Annotated in this window: 14 protein-coding genes and 1 pseudogene; 10 read left to right on the plus strand and 5 right to left on the minus strand. The window is 71.6% G+C overall.

Going from position 1 to position 24085, the window contains the following annotated elements:
- Positions 1 to 4: 4 nt before the first annotated feature.
- A complete protein-coding gene (locus tag OJ962_RS14005; RefSeq protein ID WP_202955299.1) occupies positions 5 to 4111 on the minus strand; it encodes a family 78 glycoside hydrolase catalytic domain in 4107 nt (1368 codons plus the stop codon).
- Between the two features lie 186 nt (positions 4112 to 4297).
- Between OJ962_RS14005 and OJ962_RS14010 the strand changes: the two genes are divergently transcribed.
- From OJ962_RS14010 to OJ962_RS14030, 5 genes are all read left to right on the plus strand, one after another.
- Entirely contained in the window at positions 4298 to 7183 is a 2886-nt protein-coding gene (locus OJ962_RS14010) for an alpha-L-rhamnosidase C-terminal domain-containing protein (RefSeq protein ID WP_202955300.1), read from the plus strand.
- Between the two features lie 7 nt (positions 7184 to 7190).
- Positions 7191 to 7943 (plus strand): DeoR/GlpR family DNA-binding transcription regulator, encoded by a 753-nt coding sequence (locus OJ962_RS14015; RefSeq protein WP_202955301.1) that lies wholly within the window; start codon positions 7191 to 7193, stop codon positions 7941 to 7943.
- 36 nt (positions 7944 to 7979) lie between these two features.
- Positions 7980 to 10637 carry a helix-turn-helix transcriptional regulator gene (locus OJ962_RS14020; protein WP_202955302.1) on the plus strand — a complete coding sequence of 886 codons (2658 nt, stop codon included), beginning with the start codon at positions 7980 to 7982 and terminating at the stop codon, positions 10635 to 10637.
- Positions 10638 to 10739: 102 nt separating this feature from the next.
- On the plus strand, positions 10740 to 12455 hold the full coding sequence (locus tag OJ962_RS14025) for an Ig-like domain-containing protein (RefSeq protein WP_202955303.1): 1716 nt from the start codon (positions 10740 to 10742) through the stop codon (positions 12453 to 12455).
- Positions 12456 to 12545: 90 nt separating this feature from the next.
- Complete coding sequence (locus tag OJ962_RS14030) at positions 12546 to 12683, plus strand: hypothetical protein (protein WP_270006408.1); 138 nt, start codon at positions 12546 to 12548, stop codon at positions 12681 to 12683.
- A gap of 557 nt (positions 12684 to 13240) precedes the next feature.
- On the opposite strand, the pseudogene OJ962_RS14035 reads toward OJ962_RS14030, so the two are convergent.
- From OJ962_RS14035 to OJ962_RS14050, 4 genes and pseudogenes are all read right to left on the minus strand, one after another.
- Positions 13241 to 14091, minus strand: a pseudogene (locus OJ962_RS14035) (NAD(+)/NADH kinase).
- A gap of 148 nt (positions 14092 to 14239) precedes the next feature.
- Entirely contained in the window at positions 14240 to 15406 is a 1167-nt protein-coding gene (locus tag OJ962_RS14040; RefSeq protein ID WP_202955307.1) for an ROK family transcriptional regulator, read from the minus strand.
- A 139-nt stretch (positions 15407 to 15545) separates the two neighbouring features.
- Positions 15546 to 16775, minus strand: a complete 1230-nt coding sequence (locus tag OJ962_RS14045; RefSeq protein ID WP_255525981.1) for an ROK family transcriptional regulator — start codon at positions 16773 to 16775, stop codon at positions 15546 to 15548.
- 174 nt (positions 16776 to 16949) lie between these two features.
- Complete coding sequence (locus tag OJ962_RS14050; protein WP_270006409.1) at positions 16950 to 17798, minus strand: ROK family protein; 849 nt, start codon at positions 17796 to 17798, stop codon at positions 16950 to 16952.
- A 395-nt stretch (positions 17799 to 18193) separates the two neighbouring features.
- Here OJ962_RS14050 and OJ962_RS14055 point away from each other — a divergent pair, with 395 nt between their 5' ends.
- From OJ962_RS14055 to OJ962_RS14075, 5 genes are read left to right on the plus strand one after another with little or no spacing between them, the layout of a single operon-like run.
- Complete coding sequence (locus OJ962_RS14055) at positions 18194 to 19300, plus strand: Gfo/Idh/MocA family protein (RefSeq protein WP_255525982.1); 1107 nt, start codon at positions 18194 to 18196, stop codon at positions 19298 to 19300.
- Entirely contained in the window at positions 19293 to 20798 is a 1506-nt protein-coding gene (locus OJ962_RS14060; RefSeq protein ID WP_202955311.1) for a sugar ABC transporter ATP-binding protein, read from the plus strand. The genes OJ962_RS14055 and OJ962_RS14060 overlap by 8 nt, the downstream gene beginning before the upstream one ends.
- The gene (locus OJ962_RS14065; RefSeq protein WP_202955312.1) at positions 20795 to 21820 is read left to right on the plus strand and encodes an ABC transporter permease; all 1026 of its coding nucleotides are present in this window, start codon (positions 20795 to 20797) and stop codon (positions 21818 to 21820) included. The genes OJ962_RS14060 and OJ962_RS14065 overlap by 4 nt, the downstream gene beginning before the upstream one ends.
- The gene (locus tag OJ962_RS14070) at positions 21817 to 22827 is read left to right on the plus strand and encodes an ABC transporter permease (RefSeq protein WP_202955313.1); all 1011 of its coding nucleotides are present in this window, start codon (positions 21817 to 21819) and stop codon (positions 22825 to 22827) included. Before OJ962_RS14065 ends, OJ962_RS14070 begins: the two co-directional genes overlap by 4 nt.
- A gap of 29 nt (positions 22828 to 22856) precedes the next feature.
- Positions 22857 to 24077 (plus strand): substrate-binding domain-containing protein, encoded by a 1221-nt coding sequence (locus OJ962_RS14075; protein ID WP_202955314.1) that lies wholly within the window; start codon positions 22857 to 22859, stop codon positions 24075 to 24077.
- Positions 24078 to 24085 lie beyond the last annotated feature (8 nt).

Consider the following 24085-nt stretch of genomic DNA (forward strand, 5'->3'; position numbering starts at 1 on the left):
CGACCTACGGTGTCGTCGTCGACAGCGTGAAGGTCAGCGTCTTGCTGTAGGTGCCCGTGCGCAGCGCCTGATTGGCGCCGATGCGCTGCTTGAAGCCGATCGTGACGGGATCGTTGGACACCGGGCCCGTCCAGGCCGACTTCGAGAACGCGATCTCCAGCGGCTCGCTGAGCACGAACGCGCCGTTCGCGAGCCGGCCACCGTCGACCGACAGCGCGGCGTCACCCGCGGTCGAGGTCACCTTCGCGCCGGTGGTGGTCTCGTACGTGCGCTCCACGCCCGGGACGAACGGGGCGAACGGCTTCGGCGTCTCCAGCTGCAGCGACAGCGTCGCGGGGACCGTGCCGCCGACGGGGACGTCGACGGACGTGCCCTGCAGGAAGGTGACGTCACCCGGGGCGACGTCGTAGACCTGGTAGCCGTTCTCGTAGCGCAGGTGCTTCGCGTCACCGCTGCCGGTGGCGACGAAGGTCTGCGCCGCGCTGGTGGCGGGGACGTAGACGGTGGCGCGCGTGTTGGCCGGCACCGTCACGTCGTAGCGCGTGATGCCGGTCGCGTTGCGGCGCCATTCGCTGCGCGCCGTCCCCTGCGGGGTGGTGTAGTCGCCCTTGGCGCGGGTGAGCGTGCCGACCGGCGTCGGCTTGAACACCAGGTCGCGGTAGGCGATCGAGCTCGGCGCCTGCTTGATGCCGGCCACGCCGGTGTCGAACCACTCCTCGATCTGCAGCAGGATCACGTGGTTCTGGGAGTCGCCGAGCGTCCAGCGCTCGGGCATGGTGGTCATGCCGTTCGGGTGCGCCGCGGTCGGCTGCAGCATGAAGCCGTAGCCCGGCCGCGTGTTCTCCTGCATCACGTCCCACAGCACGTCGGAGCGACCGCCCTCCAGCAACGCCCGCACCACCGGGCCGAGGCCCACGTGACCGGCGCTGAAGTGCGGGCCGCCGCCGAACGGGGCGTAGGCGTAGATGTTGTCCACCAGCGCCTGCAGGATGTACGGGCGCTCGCTCTCCGGCGCGAGGCCGGCGTCGAGCGCGAGCGCCTGCGCGGCCTGGGTCGCGCCGGTGGTGCCCGCGTTGCCGGCCGCGGTGTAGCGGCGCAGCGTGGTGTTGTAGAAGCGCGCGTTGAACGCGGTCTTGATGTTCGCGGCGAGCTCCGAGTAGGTGGCGGCGTCCGCGGTGCGGCCCATCAACGTCGCCATGTCGGCCATGTTCTTGGCCGAGACGTAGTAGCCCCAGGTGCCGAAGATCTGCTGCGAGGTCTGCTCGTTGGAGACCCAGTCGGCGAGCAGCGCGGTGACGATGTAGTCGGTCGCCTTGCGCCGCGCGACGAAGTCCATGTAGGTCTTCATCGCGTCCCAGTGCTCACGCATCGTCTGGGTGTCCCCGTAGAGCTTGTACAGCTGCCACGGCACCTGCACGATCGAGGAGCCCCAGTTGATCTCGTCGCCGAACTGGCCGCTGTAGCCCCAGTCGTAGACCGGCGTCTTGAGCGCGACGTTGCCGGCGTCCGGACCCTGCTTGGACTGGCCCTCGACGAGCTGGACCTCCATGTTGCGCAGGTAGGCCGCGAAGTCGTAGTTGACGTTCAGCGAGCCCATCGGCTGGACGTAGTCGGCGCCGTAGGGCAGCTTCTCGCGGCCCGGGCAGTCCGTGAAGACGCTCATCATGTTGCTCTCGAGCGAGTGGACGGACATGCGGTGCAGGCGGTTGATGCGCGCGTTGTCGGTCTCGATCCCGCCCGCCCGCGGCGTGTCGGCGAACACCTGCAGCCCGCGGATCATGTCCGTGGTCGGGGTCAAGCCCGCCGGCAGGCCGGTGACCTGCAGGTACTGCATGGCGAAGTAATTGAACTTCGGGTGCCACGTCTCGCCGCCGGCCGCGCCGCGCGTGGTGTAGGTGGCGAAGATGTCCGAGCCGCGGCCGCCGACGCCGATCGAGCTCTGGTTGACGGTGCCGTTGGCGTTCAGCGTCTCCGCCGGGAGCATCTTGATCACCGTGCCGGCGGGGAGCCCGTCCGGCACGCGCACTTCGGGCCAGCCCGCGAAGTTCTGGCCGAAGTCGAACACCCACACGCCCGGCTGCGGTTGCGTGAGCTTGACCGGCGTCCACGTCCGCTGGACCTTCACCGGCTCCGCGCGGCGCGCGGCGAGCTTGGTGGTGAGGTTCGGGGCGGGCGCGATGCCGGCGCTGCGCCACTGCATCGGGGACCCGTCGCGACGCGTCGCCGAGTCGCTCACGTCGCTCGCATCGGCGGGCTCGCGCCGCGCGTCATAGTCCGTGCCACCGAACCAGTGGTCGGTGACGTTCGCGCTGAACGCCGCCTTCCAGTCGCGGTTGGTGACGATCGTCTGGCTCGTACCGTCGGCGAAGCTGATCTCCAACCGGCCGATCAGCCGGGGCGTGACCTGCGCGCCGGCGCTCGCGTCCAGCGCGGCGATCGGGTTGCCGGAGCCGGTGACCAGCGAGCCGGCGGCGTGCGCGTTCTCGAGCGCGGGGGTGAACGTGATGCCGGTGCCCGGCGTGGTGATCGCGGTGCCGGAGGCGTAGGCGCGGTCGAGCCCGGCCGAGACCGTGACGCCCGAGCCCGAGTTGACCACCGTGGCGTTCTGCGCGTGGGCGGCGTCCAGCGCGGGGGTGAACGAGACGCCCGTGCCGTCGTAGCGCACCGCGGTGCCGCTGGCCGCTTCGGCCGCGAGCGGCTCGGCGAGCGTCAGGCCGGTCCCGTTGGCGCCCTGGGTGCCGACCGCCGTGATCCGGGCGGACTGCGAGCCGATCGTGATCGTGCTGTCGGGGACCAGGCCGGTGACGCTGGCGACGCGGACGTTCGTCGCGCCCGCGGCCGCCGCGGCGGCGAGCGTCGTGGCGCGGCTCTGCGTGCCCGCCTCGGTGACGGTGCGGGTCTCGCCGTCGACGATCAGCGTGTTGCCGGCCAGGATGCCGGTCACGGACGCGAGCTTGACGTTGGTGGCCCCCGCGGCCGCGGGCGCGAACAGCGTGGTCTGGGAGCGCGCGGTGCCGACCGCGGTCACGGTCGCGCTGCCGCCGCCGTCGAAGCGCAGCGTGTCTGCGACGCCCAGGCCGGCGACGCTGGTGACCTTGAGGTTGGTGTCGCCTGCGGCGGCGGGGAAGGCGAGCGCGGTGCTCGAGGGCGCGGTGCCGATCGAGGTGATCGTGCGTGACTCCAGGCGCTCGCCGCCGTCGCCGGTGTCGATGTTGATCGCGCCGCCGACGTAGTAGCTCGCGACGCTGGACACGCGCACGTTCGTGGCGCCGGCCGGCGCGGCGTCGAGCAGCGTGCCGCTGCCGACCGCCGAGCTGTTCCACCACGCGAACGAGTTGGTGCGGTTCACGCCGGGGGCCGGGTTGGCCATCTTGACGTTGTGCGCGGTGCCCTGGCCGAGCTCGACGCCGATCGTGTTGGCGCCGCCGCGGAGCTTGTCGGTGACGTCGTAGGTGCGGTACTCGGCCGACAGCTGGTAGTTCGAGTAGCCCGGCGCGAGCACCTCGTCGGTGATCGGCGCGCCGTTGACCTTCGCGTCGAACAGGCCGAGGCCGCTGAGGTACAGGCGCGCGCTCTTGACCGGCTTGTCGAGCGAGAAGCCGCGGCCGAACATCGGCAGCGGCTGCGCGTTGGTGCGCCCGGCGAGCTCGATCCACTTGGCCGAGCCCCAGTCGGACTGCTCGAGCAGTCCGGTCTCGAACGCGGCGGGCGCGCTCCACGCCGACGCCTCGCCGCCGGCGTCCCACACGCGCACCTGCCACACGGCCGGCTGCCGCGACGGCAGAGGAGCGCCGCCGAAGACGACGTCATTCGACTTGTCGGACGCGACCTTGCCCGACTCCCACAGGTACGGCCCGGAGGCCAGGCGCGCCTCGGACTCGGCGACGCGGATCTCGTACGCCGACTGCTGCGCGGCCCGGCCCGCCCCGCTCAGCTTCCAGCTGAAGTCCGGCGTGCTGTCACCGATGCCGAGCGGCTGCGCCAGCGCGTTCGTCTTGAGGGCGCCCGGCGTGAGCGCTGGACTCGCGATGGCGGGAGGCGCCCACAGAGCCGCCGATGCTACGACAGCGAGCGCGATCCCGCGCCGCCGCCGGCGGTGCTTTACGACCATTTCCTCTCCTCCTTATGACCAATGGATCGAGATCGATCACGGGCGACTCTACGGTCGGTCCTGGGAGGTTCGCGCCCGGGAAAAACCCTGGGAAGCTGAAACCTAGGGGTTTTCCCGGGCGCGAAGCCCGTGCTGCCTGCTCTAAACACCACACCCGAACACAAACGAGCAGGTGAGGAGAGGTTTGTGAGGAGAACACCTACGGCGTGGCTGTCGTTCGGGCTGGCCATGCTCGTCGCGGCTCCCGCCGCCGCGCAAGGACCCGTGGAGCTGTCGAGCGCGCCCGTCCCGGAGAACCAGGCGTGGAAGGGGCAGGTGCTCGGCACCGGCGAGGCCACCGCCTTCCCGGTCCGCATCAACGCGACCATGGGCGACGTCACCAACGCCGAGGGCCTCGTCGACCCGTCGAAGGGCCCGGCGAAGCTCACGTACTCGGGCACCGGGCAGCCGCCGGTGATCATCCTCGACTACGGCCGCGAGGTCGGCGGCCTGCCGTTCTTCGTCGCGAGCGCGGTGCCCGCGAGCGGCGCGACGCTGCGCGCCGCCTACAGCGAGGCGCGCGAGTTCCTGTGGACGCCGGGCAACACCACCCTGTTCAGCCCGGCCGCCGCCGGCGACACCAACCTCAAGGTCGCCGCGGTCGGGAACTTCGTCGTCGGCGACACGCTGACCATCGCCGGCTCGGCGGTGAAGATCACGGCCGTGGGCACCCAGGGCCGCGCGACGACGCTCGCGGCCGCGGCCGACGCCGGCGCGACCAACCTCAAGGTCGCGAGCGTCACCGGCCTGGTCGCCGACAGCACCATCACGGTCGCCGGGCAGCCCGTGCAGATCGCGACGGTCGGCACGCAGGGCGCCAACGGCACCGGGATCACGCTTGCGGCACCGCTGCCGGAGGCCGCCGCCACCGGCGCCGCCGTGCGCTACGAGGGCACCGGCATCACGATCGACACGCCGTTGACCGCCGCGCAGGCCGCCGGCGTCAACGTCCGCAGCACGCCGGGCGCCATCACGGGCGACCGCGTCGGCTTCAACGGCGTCGGCATGTCCGGCAGCCGGGCCGAGAACCACACCTTCACGGCGCCGGGCCGCGTCGGCAACGCGCCGAACATGATGCAGGGCGGCCAGCGCTTCCAGACCGTGTCGCTCACGACGCCCGGCACGCTCGAGCTCAGCCGCGTCGGCATCGACTTCCGCCACCCGAACTCGGGCGCGGAGGACTACCAGGGCTACTTCCTCTCCAGCGACAGCAAGCTCAACAAGGTCTGGTACCAGGGCGCCTACACCAACGACACGAACTCCGTGCCGATCGGCGCCGTCCCCGGCCAGACGATCCCGGTGATCCTCGACGGCGCCAAGCGCGACCGCCGGCCGTGGAGCGGCGACCTCGATCTTCAGGGCCGCACCGCGTTCACGAGCCTCGGCCTCGGGGCGAAGGGCTCGGACTACATCAAGGGCACGCTGCACGCCTTCGGCGGCACCCAGCAGCCCGACGGCCGCATCTACGGCCACATCCAGAACTGGACGGTGTGGCCGCCCAGCGGCGGCTTCTACTCGACGAGCTACTCGATGTACCACGTGCTGAGCGTCGCCGGCCTCTACCACTACACGGCGGACCTCGAGTTCGTGCGCTCGCAGTACGAGATCATCAAGCGCCAGCTCGCATACAACAAGAGCCTGGTCGACCCGGTGAGCGGGTTCCTGATCACCAACGCCGGCGGCGACGGCCGGGACTGGGACTTCTACGACGGCGGCAAGCCCGGCGCCGTCACGGCGTACAACGCGATCTACTACAAGGCGCTCACCGACGCCGCGTATCTGGCCACCGAGCTCGGCAACAGCGCCGACGCGGCCACCTGGACCGCGGAGGCCGCGGCGCTCAAGACGCGCATCAACGCCGCCCTGTTCGACCCCGTCCGCGGCGTCTACAAGCTGGCCGACCGCAACAATGGCAACACGTCAGGCAATGCCGTCCCGCAGGACGCGAACGCCGAGGCGGTCATGTGGGACATCGCGCCCGACAGCGCGAAGCCCGGCATCCTGAGCTGGCTGCGCACGAACCTGTGGGGCACGTTCGGCCCGCAGCCGTACTCGCCGGAGGCCAACTACTCGACCGTCATCAGCCCGTTCATCACGGGCAAGGAGGTCGACGCCCGCTTCCACGCGCGTGACACGCAGGGCGCGTTCGACCTGATCCACCTCATGTGGGACCAGATGGTCGATCCCGACGGCCCCTACTACACCGGCACGGTCTGGGAGAAGCTCAACCGCGACGGCACCGACGTGGACGCCAACGCCAGCCTCGCGCACGGCTGGGGCAGCGGTCCCGTCTCCAGCCTCAGCCACTACGTCGCGGGCGCGCGCCCGGTCACGGCGGGCTACAAGACGTGGATCGTCGACCCCCAGCCCGGCCCGCTGGAGTGGGCGCAGGCGACGCTTCCCACCCCGCACGGCGGCCTCGCCGCGCGCTGGGTCCGCGGCGAAGGCAACCGCTCGTTCAGGCTCACCGTCTCCGCGCCGCAGGGCACGTCCGGGACGGTCCGCATGCCGCTGCTCGGCCGCTCGCGCACGATCGCCATGGACGGCGCGGTCGTCTGGCAGGACGGCCGCGCGCTGGGCGGCGTCAGCGCCGTCGAGCGTGACGGCGCGGTCGAGTTCAGCGGCGTCACCGGGACGCACACGTTCGCGTTCGGGACCGTGACGAGCGAGACGCCCGGCACGGTCGGCGGCACGGTGCCGGCGACGCTGTCGCTGAGCTTCGACGCTCCGGCGCGCTTCGACCCGTTCGTGCCCGGCGTGGAGCAGGTGTACGACGCGTCGACGACGGCGCACGTCATCTCGACGGCCGGGGAAGCCACGCTCTCGGTGAGCGACCCCGGGCACCTCACCAACGGTGCGTTCTCGCTGCCCGAGCCGCTCCAGGTCACGTTGTCGAAGTCGTCGTGGACCGCCCCGGTCTCCAACGACCCGGTGACGATCGCGTTCAAGCAGAAGATCGGTGTGCGCGATCCGCTCCGCACCGGGACGTACGCGAAGACGCTGCCCTTCACCCTGTCCACCACGACCCCGTAGGCCCGCCATGATCGCCGAAGCGCGCAGGGAGCAGATCCGCGAGCTGTTGATGGCGACCGGTGAGGTCACCATCGGACAGCTCCAGGCGCGCTTCGGCGTGTCACCCATGACGGCGCGGCGGGACCTCGTCGTGCTCGAGGCGCAGGGCAGCGCGCGCCGCACGCACGGCGGCGCCGTCCTGCCCTCCAGCCACGCGCCGGAGCACTCGTTCGCGCAGCGCGTCGAGGTGGCGGCCGCGGCCAAGCTCAGGCTCGCGGACGCGGCCCTCGAGCTGCTGCGCCCCGGCGAGACGGTGCTGCTGGACTCGTCGTCGACCGCGTACTTCCTCGCGCGCCGGATCGCCGAGACCGGGCTCGCCGTGCGGGTGCTCACCAACAGCGCGCCGGTGATCCAGGCGCTGGTCGGCTCGCTCGAGCAGGTCGAGCTCTACCTGCTCGGCGGCCGGCACCGGCCGCTGAGCGGGTCGTTCGTGGGCCCGTCGACCGTGCGCATGATCCGCGAGCACTTCGTCGACTGGCTGTTCTTCAGCGTCACCGGCGTCACGGCCGGGGGCGTGCTGACCGAGAGCGACGACCTCGAGGCGGCGGTCAAGCGCGCGATGCTCGAGCAGACCTACCAGTCCGTGCTGCTCGTGGACGCGTTCAAGCTGGGGACGCACGGGCGGCAGGCGATCGTGCCGCTGCGCGACGTGTCACTGGTGCTGGCCGAGGGCGACGATCCCCGGTTGCACGCGGACGGAGTGAACGTGCGGCTCGTCTGAGCTATCTGTTTGGCAGTGGAGACGACGCGGGCCTTCGTGAGCCGGGACGACGAGATGGCGGCGCTGAGCGAGGTGTTCGAGGAGGTGCTCGCGCAGTCCCCGCGCGCGCTGCTCGTCGAGGGAGAGGCGGGGATCGGCAAGACGACGCTGGTCGAGCGCTTTCTGGCCCGCCACCCGGACGCGCGCGTGCTGCGCGCCGCCGGCGACGAGTCCGAGGCGGACGTGCTGTTCGCGATCGCCGATCAGCTGCTGCGCTCGGCCGCGCCCGGCGAGGTCGACGTCCTGGGCGCCGACAGCCACCTGACGGTCGGGATGGAGCTGCTGGAGCGGCTGGGGTCCGCGGAACCGACGATCGTCGTCGTCGACGACGCGCACCTCGCGGACGCCGGCTCGCTGCGCGCGCTGCTGTTCTGCGCGCGCCGGTTGGCGGAGAGCGCCACGCTGCTGTTGATCGTCGTGCGCGGCACGGCGGAAGCCACGCTGCCCGAGGGCTGGCTCAAGCTCGCCGACGGCGCGGTGGTGTCCCTGCGGCCGCTGGGCGTCGAGGAGACGCGCGCGCTCGGCGCGCAGATGGGTACGCCGCTCACGGCCGCCGCCGCGGCCCAGCTGAGCGCGCACACCGGCGGCAACCCGCTGCACCTGCGCGCCGTGCTGCGCGAGCTGGCCGGGGCGGGAGGCTGGGTCGACGACACGCGGCCGCTGCCCGTGCCACGCCACTACGCGCAGATGGTCGAGGCGCGCTTCGCGCGCTGCGACGCCGAGGTCGCGTCGCTGCTGGCGGCCGCCGCGGTGCTCGGGACGCGCGTGCCGCTGCACGCCACGTCCCAGCTGGCGTCGCCCGCCGATCCGCTGGCGGCGGTCGACCGGGCCGTGGCCACCGGACTGATCCGGCTGGCCGACGCCGAAGACGGCACCTGGCTCGAGTTCACCCACCCACTGACGCGCGCCGCCGTCTACGCCGCGCTTGCCCAGTCCCGCCGCTCGGAGCTGCACCTCGCGGCCGCCCGGCTCGCCTCGGGGCCGGACGCGGCGCTGCGCCACCGCGTCGCCGCGGCCGCGGTACCGGACGACGCGCTGCGCGAGGAGCTCGAGGCGGCCGCGCAGGCGCAGCTCGTGCGCGGCGGCTGGGCGGTCGCGGTGCGGCACCTGCTCGCCGCCAGCCGCATGACGAGCCGCGCGGGCGAGCGCGAGCGGCTGCTGCTCGACGCGATCGAGGCGCTGATGTACTCGGGTGACGGTGGCGCCGCGCGCCGGCTGGCCGAGCGCACGGACATCGCCGAAGGGCCGCGCCGCGACAGCGTGTGGGCATACCTGGCCATGTTCGCCGGCGACGTCGCGACCGCCGAGCGCCTGCTGGAACGTGCGTGGCGGCATCCCGGCCTCGGTCCGCGGCTGGCTTCCACCGTCGCGCAGCGGCGCGCGTTCCTGGCCGCGTCGCGGCTGCGGGGCGCGGAGGCGATCGAGTGGGCCGAGCGCGCTACGCAGCTCGCGCCCGAGGACCGGACGACGGCGCTGCTGGCCGCTCCCTCGCTCGCGATCGGGCTCGGGCTGGAGGGCCGGATCGACGAGGCGCACGCGGCGCTCGACCGCTGGCTCGACGACCACAGCGGCTTCGTCCTGCTGGCGCTGAAGGCCAGGCTGCTGGAGGCACAGGGCGACACGGCCGGCGCGGCGGACCGTTTCCGCCGCTCGGCCGACGGCGCGCTCGCCGACAACCTGCTCGTCATCGCCGGACTGTCGCTGGCCGGGCTGGCCCGCACGCAGTATCGGGCGGGCGCGTGGGACGACGCGGTGGTGTCCGCCGAGCGCGCGGTCGCCGTCGCCACCGAGTCCGAGGACCGCTGGGTGCTCGCGCACGCGCTGTGGTCGGCCACGTTCGTCCCGAGCGCGCGCGGCGATCACGCCGGCGCCGCGCAGCTCGGCGCGCGGGTCGCGGCCGAGCCCGCCTCCTTCGAGCGCCACACCGCACTGGCGCACCTGGTCGCGGCGCAGCTCGCGGCGGCGCGCGAGCGCCCGGCGGAGGTGCTCGAGCACCTCGCGCCGGTCGCGGCGCTCGGCGCCGACTACACCGCGCTGCCGTGGCAGCACCTGCAGGCGCACGCCCTGGTGGACGCGGGCCGGTGGGAAGCCGCGGAGCGCTTCATCAGCGAGGCGAGCGCCCTCGCGCAGACGCGCCGGCACCGGCTGCTGGTCGTCCACCTGCACCACGCGCGGGCCCGGCTCGCGCTCGTCCGCCGGCACGTCGAGGCCGCGGCGGAGGCGTTCGAGCAGGCGCGGGCCGGCATCGAGCCGCTGGCGATGCCGTACGAGCAGGCGCTGCTCGAGCTCGAACACGCGCAGCTGCTGCGCCGGGAGGGACGGCGGCGCGCGGCGTCGGAGCTGCTGCTGGACGCACGCGAGCGGTTCGCAGCGCTGGCGGCGCTGCCCGCGGTGCGGCGGTGTGAGCGTGAGCTGACCGCGTGCGGGCTGACGCCGACGGCGCGCTCGGTGCGCGATCACGCGCTGCTCACGCCGCAGGAGACGGCGGTGACGCGGCTGGTCGTGGCCGGCATGAGCAACCGCGAGGTGGCCAAGGAGCTGATGCTGTCCACCAAGACCGTCGAGTTCCACCTCAGCAACATCTACCTCAAGGCCGGCGTGCGCTCGCGCGCGGAGCTGCGCACCCGCGCGCGGGCGGACGAGCTCGAGCTGTAGCCGGCGGGCGCGTGAGCGCCGGCCGTCAGCGGAAGGTCAGCGGATCGTCAGCGGGTGCTGGTCGTATCGCACCGACCACTCCCCTCCCGGAGGACCCGCTGCATGATTTTCTCGCATCGCCGCCCACAGGCGCACCACCGGTCACGCTGGACGTGTCCGCTGCTCGTCTCGTCCCTGCTGTTCGCCTCCGCGCTCGTCGCGGGACCGGCGAGCGCGGCCGAGCCTGACCGCTCGCGCCTGCGGCCCGCGACGCCGAAGCAGGCGAAGAGCGTGGCCGCCCAGCGCGTGCAGGCGTTCGACGCCGCGGTGGCCGGGACGCCGCGCGGCTACCCCGGGGTCTCCATCGGCGCGGACCCCGGCAACGTCTTCGGCTACATCCCGCTCACCGCGTTTGGTAGCAACACGGTCCTGCCCGTGGGCGACGAGCAGACGGTCAACATCGACACGCCCGCGTTCGTCTACAACGGCGAGACCTTCACGCGGCTCGGCATCAACAGCAACGGCTACCTGATCCCGGGCGGCGGTGAGGCCGAGGACAACCGCTCCGACCCCGCGTTCGGCACGGCGCGCCCGAACGGCGTGCTCGCACCGTTCTGGACCGACCTCGACGGCACCGGGAAGCCCGGCGTCCTCGTCAATGTCCTCACGGACGGCGTGTCGTCCTGGTTGGTGGTCGAATGGCAGGTCGACGTCGCCGGCACCGACAGCGAGCGGGTGTTCCAGGCCTGGATCGGCGTCAACGGAGCGCAGGACGTCCAGTACGCCTACCGGTTCGACACGATCGCCGAGAGCGGGCTGGACCTGCTCGTCGGCGCGGAGAACCTCGACGGGACGCTCTCCGCCGGCCTGCCCCGCAACGCCCTGCCGACCACCGACCTGCGGGTCTGGAGCGCCGAGCCCACTCCCAACCAGGTGCCCGTCGCGCACGCGGACGCGTACACCACGGCCGAGGACACCGCCCTCTCGGTGCCCGCGCCCGGCGCCCTTGGCAACGACACCGACGGCGAGAGCGACGCCCTGACCGCCGAGCTCGTCAGCGAGCCCGAGCACGGGACCGTGTCGCTCGACGCCGACGGCGCGTTCACCTATGCGCCCGACGCCGACTACAACGGCCCGGACTCGTTCACCTACCTCGCCCGGGACCCGTTCGACCCGTCCGAGCCCGTCACCGTCACGCTCGACGTCACGCCGGTCGACGAGCTGCCGCCGGCCATCGCCATCACCGGCGGGGTCGGCTGCGGCAGCGACGACCGGTCCGGCACCTTCCGGCTGCGGCTGACCGACGGCGACACCCCGGCGACGGCGTTGATCCTGAGCGCGCAGTCGAGCAACCCCGCGCTCGTGCCGGTCGCCGACGTCGCGTTCGCGGACGGCACCGCGCGCATCACCGCGCAGGCCGGCCGCACCGGCAGCGCGACCGTGACGCTCACGGTGTCCGACGGCACCGCGACCGCCTCCGTGCCCGTCACCGTGCGGGTGGGCGGAGGCGGCTCCGACCTGTTCGCCGGCACCGCCGGCTCGGACCTGCAGATCGGGCAGGGCGGGCTCGACAGCCTCAACGGGCTGGGCGGCGTCGACGTCCTGTGCGGCGGCTCGGCGAGTGACGTGCTGACCGGCGGCAACGGCGACGATTTGCTCGACGGCGGAGCGGGCCACGACCTGCTGTTCGGCGGGGCCGGCGACGACGTGCTGCACGGCGGCACCGACAACGACGCGCTGCTGGGCGAGGCGGGCGACGACGCGCTCGACGGCGCCGGCGGCCTCGACGCCTGCGGGCAGGGCTCGGGCAGCGGCCCGCGGACGGGCTGCGAGGTGTGATCGGACGAGGGCGCGCCCGACGATCTCGTCCGGCGCGCCCTCACCCGACGGTGCTCAGTCCGCGGCCGCGCTCGGCAAGCTCGCCTCGACGTGGCGGCGCATCAGGTCGGCTGCGCCGGCGCGGTCGCCGGCGAGGATCAGGTCCCTGAGCTGGAAGTGCTGCTGGAAGTCGGCCGTGCGGATGGCGCCGGTGCCGCGGATCCTGCCCTGTACGGAGCGGCGAACTGAGCTCCATCCCGCTCTGCTGGGCGCCCGGCCTCTTCGGGTCGCCTCGGCGAGAGCCGCGACGCGGTCCTGGAAGCACGCGCCGAGCGGAGGCGAGGCAGGCGCCCCACAACGGCTCACCGAGGGGGGAGGTAGCTGGCGTTTCGCTGACCGGGCGGGGAGAACGGCGCCTTCCAGGCTCCGCGCGGCGGGGAACATCGCCGTGCTGGCGTACCGACAGTTACGGGCTACGGAGACAGCGTGGAGCGCCGCCTTCTCCGCCGGCCTCCTGCGGATCTCGCGAAAACGAACACGCGACTGCAGAGGGTGATGTACAAACGACGCCCCTGGGGACTCGTTTGTTCATCACCCCTCGTGCGTGGTGCGCGATTGGGCACGGACGTGGTTGTTTCTCGTCCGGAGCTGGCCGAAGCAACCACTTCCGCCTCACGTGACTTCCGTAGCCCGTAACTTGACGGTACGGAGCACGGCAGAGTTCTTGCCGCGCGGAGCTCGGAGGCGCTGAGCTCGAGCGCGCGGCGGAAACGCCGCTCCTTCCCCCCTCGATGCGGGTGTAACCGCTACGAGCCCAGCGCGGGCCGCGGAGAGAGCTCCCGCAACTCCTCCGGCAGGAACGGCAGGTCCGGCAGGCTCAGCTTCACCTGGTTGCGCCGCTGGTAGCGGTCGCTGTCGAGCCGCACGACCTGCCCCGCCCCCGGCGACAGGCGCACGTCCAAGGCCCCGCCCGCACTCGCCTCTCCGACGACGAGCCCGTCGACCTCCACGGCCGCAGCCCCGCTCTCCGGAAGCAGCTCGAGCCGGATCGGCTCGTCGGCAGAGACCACCATCGGACGGCTGATGCCCGCCATCGGCGCCAGCGGCGCGACGATCAGCGCGTCCAGCTTCGGAGAGACGACCGGGCCGCCGGCCGCGTCGGCGTAGGCGGTGGAGCCGATCGCGGTCGAGACGACCAGCCCGTCGCGGCGGTAGCGGCCCATCGGCTGCCCGCCGACGGAGAGCACCGCTTGGACGGCCCCGTTGCCCGGGACGCGGACGATCGCAACGTCGTTGAAGCCGACCGACTCGTCGTCGCCGATGCCGACGAGCAGCGCGCTGTGCGGCTCGACGGTGAACTGCTCGGCCTCGAGGCGGTCGAGGGCCTCAGGGAGCTCGTCCGGGTGGATCTCGACCAGGAAGCCGAGGTGGCCGAGGTTGACGCCGAGCACGGGGACGGGGGGCGGTGGGCGACGAGCCGCAGGGCGCCGAGCATGGTCCCGTCGCCGCCGAGGCTCACGAGCGCGTCGACCTGCGTCTCGAACTCGTCGTCGGACACCGGCTCGACGCCCGGCGGACAGCGCCCGGCATCCCGCTCGCGCACGAGCACGCGGCAGGCGCGCGAGGCCGTCCAGCGCACGCGAAGGCCGTAAGGCATTCGCGTGCGAGGTGGAGGGTGACGGCGTTAGCCGTCACCCGGAGCAGTGTCTCCGTGACGGCGTGGTCGTCACGGGACGGGTGCGGCACGAGTCCGATCACCTTGGCGGTGCCCACGCCGCTGACCTTACTCGCGCGACCCGTCCCGGCTACGCGGCGATGCCGTTCTGGATCGCGCGGTCCACAGCCTCGGGCGACAGGATGTGCTCGATGACCATGATCCCGGCTCCGATCGCGCCCGCGCGGTCGCCCAGGCGGGAAGGGACGATCCGCAGGTCGCCCGTGGCGAGCGGCAGCGAGCGCTGGAAGATCACTTCGCGCACACCCGCGAGCAGCTGCTGATGGGCTTCGGCGATGTCGCCGCCGATCACGATCGCGCCCGGGTTGAAGAAGTTCACGCAACCCGCGAGAACCTCGCCGAGGCAGCGGCCCGCGTCGCGGACGGCCTGGATCGCCTGCGGCTCCCCCGCGCGCACGAGCGCGACGACCTCGCGCGAGGACTCGGCCTCCAGGCCGAGCGCCGTGAGCTTCGAGGCCAGCGCGCGTCCGCCGGCGACGGCTTCGAGGCAGCCCGTGTTGCCGCAGCGGCAGACGGTGTCGTCGTGCCCCGCCAACCGGACGTGGCCGATGTCGCCCGCCGCGCCTTGCGAGCCGCGGTGGATGCGCCCGCCGGCGACGATCCCGCAGCCGATGCCGGTGCCGATCTTCACGTACAGCAGGTGCTCGTTCTGCCGCCAGTGCGTCCAGTGCTCGCCGAGCGCCATGATGTTGACGTCGTTGTCGACCAGCACCGGGCCGGCGTAGTGGCGCGCGAACCAGTCCGGGATCGAGAAGCCGTCCCAGCCGGGCATGATCGGCGGCGCGACCGGCTCGCCGCGCGTGAACGCGACCGGCCCGGGCACGCCGACGCCGATTCCGCGCACGTCCTCCGGCCGGCGTCCGATCTCACTCAGCAGCGCCTCGAAGCACTCGTGCACGGTGGCGAGCACGGCCTCGGGGCCCTCGCCGATCTCCATGTCGAACTTCGTCTCCGCCAGCGGGGCGCCGGCCAGGTCGGACACGACCAGGCGCGAGTGCGTGGCACCGAGGTCCGCGACCAGGACGACCCCCGCGCCCTGGTTGAACATCAGCACCGTCGGCGGACGCCCGCCTGTCGAGGTCGTGCCGCCGGCCTCATAGACGAGCTGATGGGCCCGCAACGCCTCCAGTCGCTGCGCCACCGTCGAGCGCGCGAGGCCCGTGCGCCGCACCAGGTCGGCGCGCGTCACCGCCTCGCCGCTCCGGATCAGCCGCAGCAGTGATCCCGCCCCCGTCACGACCGCAATTCCTTCGCCTCTGCCCGCATGCGGGCATCTAACCAGAGCGGTGCGCGAAATGCGCACCGTTTGGGACCAAAGTACGCCCGCATTCGACACTCGGGCCTTCCAATCTGCACAAAGTGCGAGATATCCGCCCTCATACGACCGTGTGGGCGCGGGCGTTCGACGCCGGGAGCTCGCTCTGCACGGCACGGTCGATGACCGCCGGGTCGAGCACGTGCTCGAGCACCATGATCGCCGCGCCGACGACGCCCGCGCGCTCGCCGAGCTGCGAGTGGCCGAGCCGCAGGTCACGCGTCGCCATCGGCAGCGAACGGCCGAACGACATCTCGCGCATGCCCGCGAGCAGCTGCTGGTGGACCTCGGACAGGTCACCGCCGATGATCACGCAGCCGGGGTTGAAGAAGTTGATGCACTCGGCCAGGACCTCACCGATGCAGCGCCCGGCGTCGCGCACGGTCTGCGCCGCCTCCGGATGTCCCGCGCGCACGAGCGCGACCACGTCGCGCGTGTTGCGCGCGTCCAGCCCCGCCTTGCTGAGCTTGGCGGCGAGCGCCCGCCCGCCGGCGACCGCCTCGAGGCAACCCGTGTTGCCGCAGCGGCACACGACGTCCTGGTGGCCCGCGAGCCGGACGTGCCCGATGTCCCCGGCCGCGCCCTGCGCGCCCCGGTGGATCCGGTTGCCGGAGATGATCCCGCAGCCGATGCCCGTGCCGACCTTGACGTAGAGCAGGTGCTCGCAGTCGCGCCAGTACGCGTGGTGCTCACCCAGCGCCATGATGTTCACGTCGTTGTCGACGAGCACCGGCACGTCGTAGTGCTGCGCGAACCAGCCCGGGATCGAGAAGCCGTCCCAACCGGGCATCATCGGCGGCGCGACCGCCTCGCCGCGCGAGAACGCGACCGGGGCGGGGATGCCGACGCCGATCCCGCGCACGTCCTCGTGGGAGCGGTCGACCTCGCTCAGCAGCTCCTCGAAGCGCTCGTTGACCCAGAACAGGATCTGTTCTGGAAGGCGCGCGATGTCGGTGTCGTACCCGTGCTCGGCCAGCGGCTCGCCGGCGAGGTCGGTGACGGCGAGGCGGGCGTGCGTGGCGCCGAGCGCGGCGACCAGCACGACGCCGGCGGCCTTGTTGAACGCCAGCACGGTCGGCGGGCGCCCGCCCGTCGAGGCGGTGCCGCCCGCCTCGTAGACGAATCGGTGCGCCATGAGGGCCTCCACCCTCTGGGCCACCGTCGAGCGGGCTAGACCGGTGCGCCGTGCGATGTCTGCGCGAGTGACCGCCTCCCCGTCCCGGATCAGCCCCAGCACACGACCGGCTCCCACCGGTGCGCCGGGGCTTTGACTCTCTCCTGCGGTCAGCATGAGCGCGAGTTAACCAGAGTCGCGACACAAAATCGACACAACTCTGGAGCGAGTCAGGTAGAAGAAGACGGGTCGTCGAACTTAGGTTGCGATCTTTTGCCTGACAGGCGGGGAAAAGCGTCGATTCGGCCGGGCCGCCCCCGAATTTCGCGCAGGTTCCGGTGCTGACACGTTTCAGCCACCATTATCGCGATGCGCGGCGCGGTCGACGTACTCCTCCGCCAGCACGTGCTCGATGGCCATGACGGCGGCCCCGATCGTGCCCGCGTCGGCACCCAGCCGCGCCGGCCCGACGACGAGGTCGCGCGTGGCCATCGGGAGCGAGCGGGCGAACGCGGTCTCGCGCAGCCCCGCCAGCAGGTGGTGCGAGGCCTCGGCCAGTTCGCCGCCCAGCACGATCGCGCCCGGGTTGTAGAAGTTGATGCACTCGGCGAGCACCTCGCCGACCGACCGTCCGGCGCCGCGCACGGCCTGCACCGCGGCCGGGACGCCTCCGCGCGCCAACGCGGCGACGTCCGCGGCGGTCTGCGCCTGCAGGCCGGCCGCGCGCAGCTGCTCGGCGAGCGCGCGCCCGCCCACGACGGCCTCCAGGCAGCTCGTGTTGCCGCACGGGCACAGCACGTCTTCGTGACCACGCACGCGGATGTGGCCGATCCCACCCGCCGCCCCGCGGGCGCCGTGGTGCACGCGCCCGCACGAGACGATGCCGGAGCCGATGGTCTCGCCGACCGACACGTAGAGCAGGTGCTCGACCGAACGCCAGTGGGTCCACTGCTCCGCGAGCGCGAGCAGGTTCACGTGCCGGTCGACGAGCACCGGCGCGCCGGTGAAGACCGTCGGGTCGGGCGGATCGACGTCCTCGTCGTACCCGATCCCGACGGCCCACACCTGCTCGGTCGGCACCGCCGCGCGCTCGAGCGCGAGCGCGAGCCGGGAGCGCAGGGCGCCGGTGTCAAAGCTCTCATCCTCGACCGCGAAGCTGTGCTCGCTGAGGGCGACCGTGGCCAGGTCGCGGATCGTCACTCGACAGATGGTCGACGACACAGCCGCCGCGAGAACGACTCCGACGCTAGGGTTGAACTCCAAGGTGGCCGGAGGGCGGCCACCGGTCGACGCGCCATTGGCCTCGTTCACGAGGCCGAGGCTCAGCAAGGACTGGACCCGTTCCGCCAGGGTGGAGCGGGACAGGCCCGTTTGCAGGGTCAGTTGGCTTCGCGTCGTCGCGCGCCCGTCGCGGATGAGCCGCAGAACGGCGCCTGCGCCGGGGGAGCCCTCGACCATGTCCGCGAGTTAACCAGACTTGCGTCGGTTACGGGCGGAAGTAGCCAGGTTGAGTTCGTGTTTACTCGATGTCCTCGGACAGAAAGCGTCACCCTTTTGCTTGACATTCGGGCGAAGCCGAACTAGCGTGCGGCTCCATGCTCGGAGGAGAAGTTCGCGTCGCCATTGCGGGGACGGGGTTCATGGGTGCTGTCCACGCTCGATCGGCGCGGCTCGCCGGTGCACGCTTGGTCGGCGTCGCCGGGTCCTCGCCTGAGAAAAGCTCGCGCGCTGCCGCGGACTTCGGCGCCGAACGCCCCTTCGCCACCGCAGAGGAACTGGTCGAGTCGCCAGACGTCGACGTCGTCCACGTCTGCACGCCCAACCACCTGCACCGGCCGCTGGCCGAAGCCGCGCTTGCCGCCGGCAAGCACGTGATCTGTGAGAAGCCGCTGGCGGTCGACGACCGCGGCGCCGAGGAGATGCTCGACGCGGCGATCGCGTCCGGCAAGGTCCACGCGGTGCCGTTCGTCTACCGCTACCACCCGATGGTCCGCGAGGCGCGCGAGCGCGTGCGCAGCGGCACGTCCGGCGCCATCCGCCTCATTCACGGCGGGTACCTGCAGGACTGGCTGCTGAAGGCCACCGACGACAACTGGCGCGTCGACGAGACGCTGGGCGGCGCCTCCCGCGCGTTCGCCGACATCGGCTCGCACTGGTGCGACCTGGCCGAGTTCGTCTCGGGTCACCGGATCACGCGCGTGTCCGCGCGCACGTACGGGTCCTTCCCGGAGCGGCCCACCGAGGACGCCGTGATCATGCAGTTCGAGACCGACAAGGGCGCGGTCGGCAGCACGGTCATCAGCCAGATCTCGGCCGGCCGCAAGAACATGCTCACGCTGGAGATCGACGCCGCCGACGAGGCCCTGCACTTCAACCAGGAAGAGCCGGAGAGCCTCTGGGTCGGCAAGCGCGAAGCCGTCACGCTGCTCAAGCGCGACCCGGGCCTGCTGTCGCCGGCCGCCGCGCGCTTCGCGACCGTCCCCGCGGGCCACCCGCAGGGCTACCCGGACGCGTTCAACGCCTTCATCGCGGACGCCTACGCCGCGACGTTGTCGGGCGAGGCCCCCGATGGGCTGCCCGATTTCCGCGACGGGCTCCGCGCCGCGCGCATCACCGCGGCCGTGCTCGCGTCCGCGGAGACCGAGACCTGGGTCGACGTGCCGAGCGCGGCGGCCCTGACCGCGGAGACCGCCGATGTCTGATCAGCTGCTCCTGCAGATGCAGGGCATCAAGAAGTCGTTCGTCGGCGTGGAGGTCCTCCACGGCGTCGACCTGGACCTGCGCGCCGGGGAGATCCACGCGATCGTGGGCGAGAACGGCGCCGGCAAGTCCACCCTGATGAAGACGCTCGCGGGCGTGCACATGCCCACCGAGGGCAAGATCCTCATCAACGGTGAGGAGCAGACCTTCCACCACCCCGCCGCGGCTCAGGCGGCCGGCGTCGGCATCGTCTACCAGGAGTTCAACCTCCTGCCCGAGCGCAATGTCGCCGAGAACATCTTCATCGGCCGCGAGCCGCGCAAGGGCCTGATCGTCGACGCCAAGCGCATGGAGCGTGAGACGCAGGCGCTGCTCGACGAGGTCGGCGAGGACAGCTTCGGCCCGCGCACGCCGGTGCGCTGGCTGTCGGTCGCCCAGCAGCAGGTGGTCGAGATCATCAAGGCGCGCTCGCTGAACGCGAAGATCCTCGTGCTCGACGAGCCCACCGCGGCGCTGGCCGAGGGCGAGGTCGAGCTGCTGTTCAAGCTCGTCCGCCGTCTGCAGGAGCTCGGCGTCGGAATCCTGTACATCTCGCACCGCCTGCGCGAGGTGTTCGCCCTCTCGCAGCGGATCACGGTCATCAAGGACGGCGGCGTCGTCAAGACGCTCAACACCGCCGAGACCAACCAGCGCGAGCTCGTGAACGCGATGGTCGGCCGCGAGTTGGACGGGTACTTCCCGGAGAAGGGCCTCAAGGAGGACCTCGGCGACGTGCGGCTCGCCGTCAAGAACCTCACCACTCCGCTGCTCAAGGACGTCACCTTCGACGTGCGCGCGGGCGAGATCGTCGGCCTCGCGGGTCTGCAGGGCTCGGGCCGCACGGAGATCGCGCGTGCCATCTTCGGTGCCGACCCGATCACGTCGGGCACGGTGGAGATCGACGGCAAGGAGCGGCGCTTCAAGCACCCGCGCCAGGCGATCCGCGCCGGCATCGGCTTCATCACCGAGGACCGCAAGGCCGAGGGTCTCGCGCTTGCGCAGTCGATCCGCGACAACATGCTGCTCGCCGTCCGGACGGTCATCCCTGCGCGCAAGCGCCGGTCGATGGACGGCCTGATGGGCGTCAAGGAGCTCGCGCGGGTCACCGAGCTCAAGGCGCAGGGCCCCGAGCAGGAAGTGCGCTTCCTCTCGGGCGGCAACCAGCAGAAGGTCGTGCTCTCGAAGTGGCTGGAGACGCAGCCGAACGTCATGATCTTCGACGAGCCCACGCGCGGCATCGACGTCGGCGCCAAGGCCGGCATCCACGACCTGATCCGCAAGCTCGCCAAGGACGGCAAGGCCGTCCTGATGATCTCGTCGGAGCTGCCGGAGCTGATCGGCATGAGCGACCGCATCCTCGTCATGCACGAGGGCAAGCTCGCCGGTGAGCTGCCCGCCGGCGCGAGCGAGCCGGAGATCATGGAATACGCGACGGGTTCGCACGAGGAGGTGGCGGCGTGAGCGTCGTCGATTCGCCGGGTCAGTCGCCCGGCGCGCGCGCGGCCGCGCGCAGGGAACGGGTCGCCGGCTGGCGCGTGGGCGTGCTCGCCTCCCCCGCCGCGCCCGTCTACGGCGCGCTGATCGGCATCGTGATCCTGTCCTGGATCATCGTGACGATCGACGGTGGCAACTTCTTGACCACCGGCAACATCGTGAACATGCTGCAGCGCTCGGTGGCGCTGGGCATCGTGTCGCTCGGCCAGACCATCGTGATCCTGCTGGGCTCGCTGGACCTCTCGGTCGCGGCGCTGATCTCGCTGTCGTCGCTGGTCACCGCGCAGCAGATGCAGGACGGCTCCGTGGTCTCGGCGATCGTGATCGTGCTGCTGATGGGTGCCGGCATCGGCCTCGCCAACGGCCTGATCATCACCAAGCTGCGCGTGAACGCGTTCATCGCGACGCTCGGCATGGCGCTGCTCCTCGGCGGCCTCATCCAGAACGGCTGGACCGGCCCGCAGGGCGGCGTCACCGACAGCTTCTCCGAGAACCTCGGCTACACGCGCTTCGGCGTCATCCCGATGTCGTTCATCCTGTTCGCGGTCGTCGCGGTGATCATCTGGTTCGTCCTGCGGCACACGCGCTTCGGCTACCGCGTGTACGCGGTCGGCGGCTCCGAGGACGTCTCCAAGCTCTCGGGCCTGCGCACCCACCGCACGATCATCGTCGCGCACGTCCTCTGCTCGCTGACCGCCGTCATCACCGGCATCTTCCTGGCCGCGCGACTGAAGGCCGGCACCCCGACCGTCGGCAGCGACGGCGGCTACGACCTCGAGTCGATCGCCGCCGTGGTGCTTGGCGGCACCGCCCTGACCGGTGGCCGCGGCGGCGTGATCGGCACCATCGGCGGCGTCTTCATCCTCGCCGTCCTGGACAACGTCTTCAACCAGCTCGAGTTCAACTCGTTCCTGCGTGACGTCGTGCGAGGCGTCATCATCATCGCGGCCGTCGCCGTCTACGCGCGACGCACGGAGAAGAAGGCATGAGCACCGAGAACGCCACCGTGTCGGGCTTCGGCGTGGCCTCGGGCGGCCGAGGTGGCCGCTTCCTGAAGGCGCTGTTGAGCACCGGGACGATCTTCGTCCTGCTCATCGCGCTGTGGGTCTGGATCGCGATCATCAACCCGACCTTCGCCGAGCCGGGCCCGTTCCTGGCCTACCTGAAGCGCTCGGCCCCCCTGGTCATCCTCGCCGCGGGCGCGTACTTCGTGCTCATCAGCGGCAACTTCGACCTGTCGGTCGGCTCGCTGGTGACCGTGATGGTCGTCTTCGCGGCGAAGATGATCGACGGCGAAGACAGCCGGATGTGGCCGATCATCGCCCTGATGCTGCTGATCGGCGTCTTCGTCGGCTTCGTCAACGGCTTCATCTCGACGGTCCTGCGGGTGCCGTCCTTCATCACGACCTTGGGAACGCTGCTCATCCTGAACGGAGCGGTGTTCCTGTGGACGGGCGGCGCCCCGACGGGTGCGCTGTCCGAGAACTTCCGCTCGATCGGACGTCAAGGGATCGACGGGATCCCGTGGATCGAGCAGCTCCCGTGGTCGGTGATCATCATGGTCGTCATCGGCGTCGGATCAGTGCTGCTGATGCGTGCCGACTTCGGCCGTCAGCTGCTCGCCACGGGTGACAACGAACGAGCCGCCCGCCTCTCGGGCGTGCGCGTGGACCGCGTGCGGATCCTGGCCTTCGTCCTGTCGGGCGTCCTGGCCGCCGTCGCGGGCATTCTGCTCGCAGGCTTCGGCGGGGTTTCGGCCCAGGCCGGTCAGGGCCTCGAGTTCGACGCGATCACCGCCTGCGTGCTGGGCGGGGTCGTGCTCGGAGGCGGCCGCGGGTCGGTCGTCGCCGCGATGGCCGGCGCCCTCACCCTGGAGGCGCTGTTCACGTGGCTCAACCTGCAGGGCGTCTCGGGCGCGCTCGAGGACACCGTGCAGGGCGTGATCATCATCGCCGCCGTCGGCTTCGCCGCGTACCGGCTCCGGGGCGCGCGATGAGCGCTAAGCAACACCAACGAGGAGGAAGCATGATCTGGAGGAGACTGGCTGGCGGTGTCGCCATGCTGGCCTGCTGTGCCACCGTTGCCGCGTGCGGCAGCAGCGATGACCCCGAGACGACCGGCAGCAGCGAGACGCCCGTCGCCACGGAGACCACCGACGCCCCCAAGAAGAGCCTGGGTGAGGACTCGGAGTTCTTCAATCAGGAAGAGATGGACAAGCAGCTCGCGCAGCGCTCGGCGACCCCCGAGGGGCCCGCCGACAAGCCGTGGCTGCAGATGATCGAGCCGGAGATGAAGGACACCTCCGAGTTCAAGTCCGACAAGAGCTCGGGTTGGAACGTCTGCTTCTCGAACGCCGCGTCCGACAACCCGTGGCGCCAGAACGGCTTCAAGACGATGAAGGCCGAGGCGGACAACACCAAGGAGATCGCCAAGTTCACGGTCGTGGACGCCGAGGCGAAGGACGACAAGCAGATCTCCGACATCGAGGCGTTCGTCTCCGGTGGCGAGTGCGACGCGCTGATCGTGTCGCCGAACACCACCGCGACCCTGACGCCGGCCGTCGAGAAGGCCTGCGAGTCCGACATCCCGGTCATCGTGTTCGACCGTGGTGTCACCACGGACTGCCCCGTCACGTTCGTGGCCCCGATCGGCGGCTACGCCTACGGCGCTGACGGCGCGGAGTTCCTCCGCGACAACGTCAAGGAAGGCGGCAAGATCCTCGCCCTCCGCATCCTGCCGGGCGTCGACGTCCTGGAGACCCGCTGGTCGGGCGCCAAGGGCATCTTCGAGGAGGCCGGCCTGAACGTCGTCGGCGTCGAGTTCACCGACGGTGACCCGGCCAAGACGAAGTCCATCGTCTCCGACTACCTGCAGCGCGAGGGCAGCCTCGACGGCGTCTGGATGGACGCCGGCGCGACCGCCGTCGCCGCGGTTGAGGCGTTCGAGGACGCCGGCCAGGAAGTGCCTTTCATCACGGGTGAGGACCAGAACGACTTCCTCACCAAGTGGAAGGAAGATGGTCTGAAGGCCATCGCCCCGACCTACTCCAACTTCCAGTGGCGCACCGCCGTCATCGCGGCCGTCAAGGTCCTCAAGGGCGAGGAAGTCCCGAGCCCGTGGGTCCTGCCGCAGCCGAAGGTGACGCAGGAGACGCTGGACCAGTACGTCAAGCCGGACATGGGCCCGCTCTACTACGCGCTGTGCGGCTGCGAGGACCTGCCGGGCTTCCCGGAGAAGTGGCAGTAGGCCAAGCG

Source organism: Solirubrobacter deserti (assembly GCF_027587175.1).
In the GTDB taxonomy this organism is placed as follows: Bacteria; Actinomycetota; Thermoleophilia; order Solirubrobacterales; family Solirubrobacteraceae; genus Solirubrobacter; species Solirubrobacter deserti.

Bases quoted from the DNA above. Each gene is read 5' to 3' on its own strand.
- OJ962_RS14005 (WP_202955299.1), bottom strand. From the start codon at position 4,111: ATGGTCGTAAAGCACCGCCGGCGGCGGCGCGGGATCGCGCTCGCTGTC.
- OJ962_RS14015 (WP_202955301.1), top strand. From the start codon at position 7,191: ATGATCGCCGAAGCGCGCAGGGAGCAGATCCGCGAGCTGTTGATGGCG.
- OJ962_RS14025 (WP_202955303.1), top strand. From the start codon at position 10,740: ATGATTTTCTCGCATCGCCGCCCACAGGCGCACCACCGGTCACGCTGG.
- OJ962_RS14045 (WP_255525981.1), bottom strand. From the start codon at position 16,775: ATGCTGACCGCAGGAGAGAGTCAAAGCCCCGGCGCACCGGTGGGAGCC.
- OJ962_RS14055 (WP_255525982.1), top strand. From the start codon at position 18,194: ATGCTCGGAGGAGAAGTTCGCGTCGCCATTGCGGGGACGGGGTTCATG.
- OJ962_RS14060 (WP_202955311.1), top strand. From the start codon at position 19,293: ATGTCTGATCAGCTGCTCCTGCAGATGCAGGGCATCAAGAAGTCGTTC.
- OJ962_RS14070 (WP_202955313.1), top strand. From the start codon at position 21,817: ATGAGCACCGAGAACGCCACCGTGTCGGGCTTCGGCGTGGCCTCGGGC.
- OJ962_RS14075 (WP_202955314.1), top strand. From the start codon at position 22,857: ATGATCTGGAGGAGACTGGCTGGCGGTGTCGCCATGCTGGCCTGCTGT.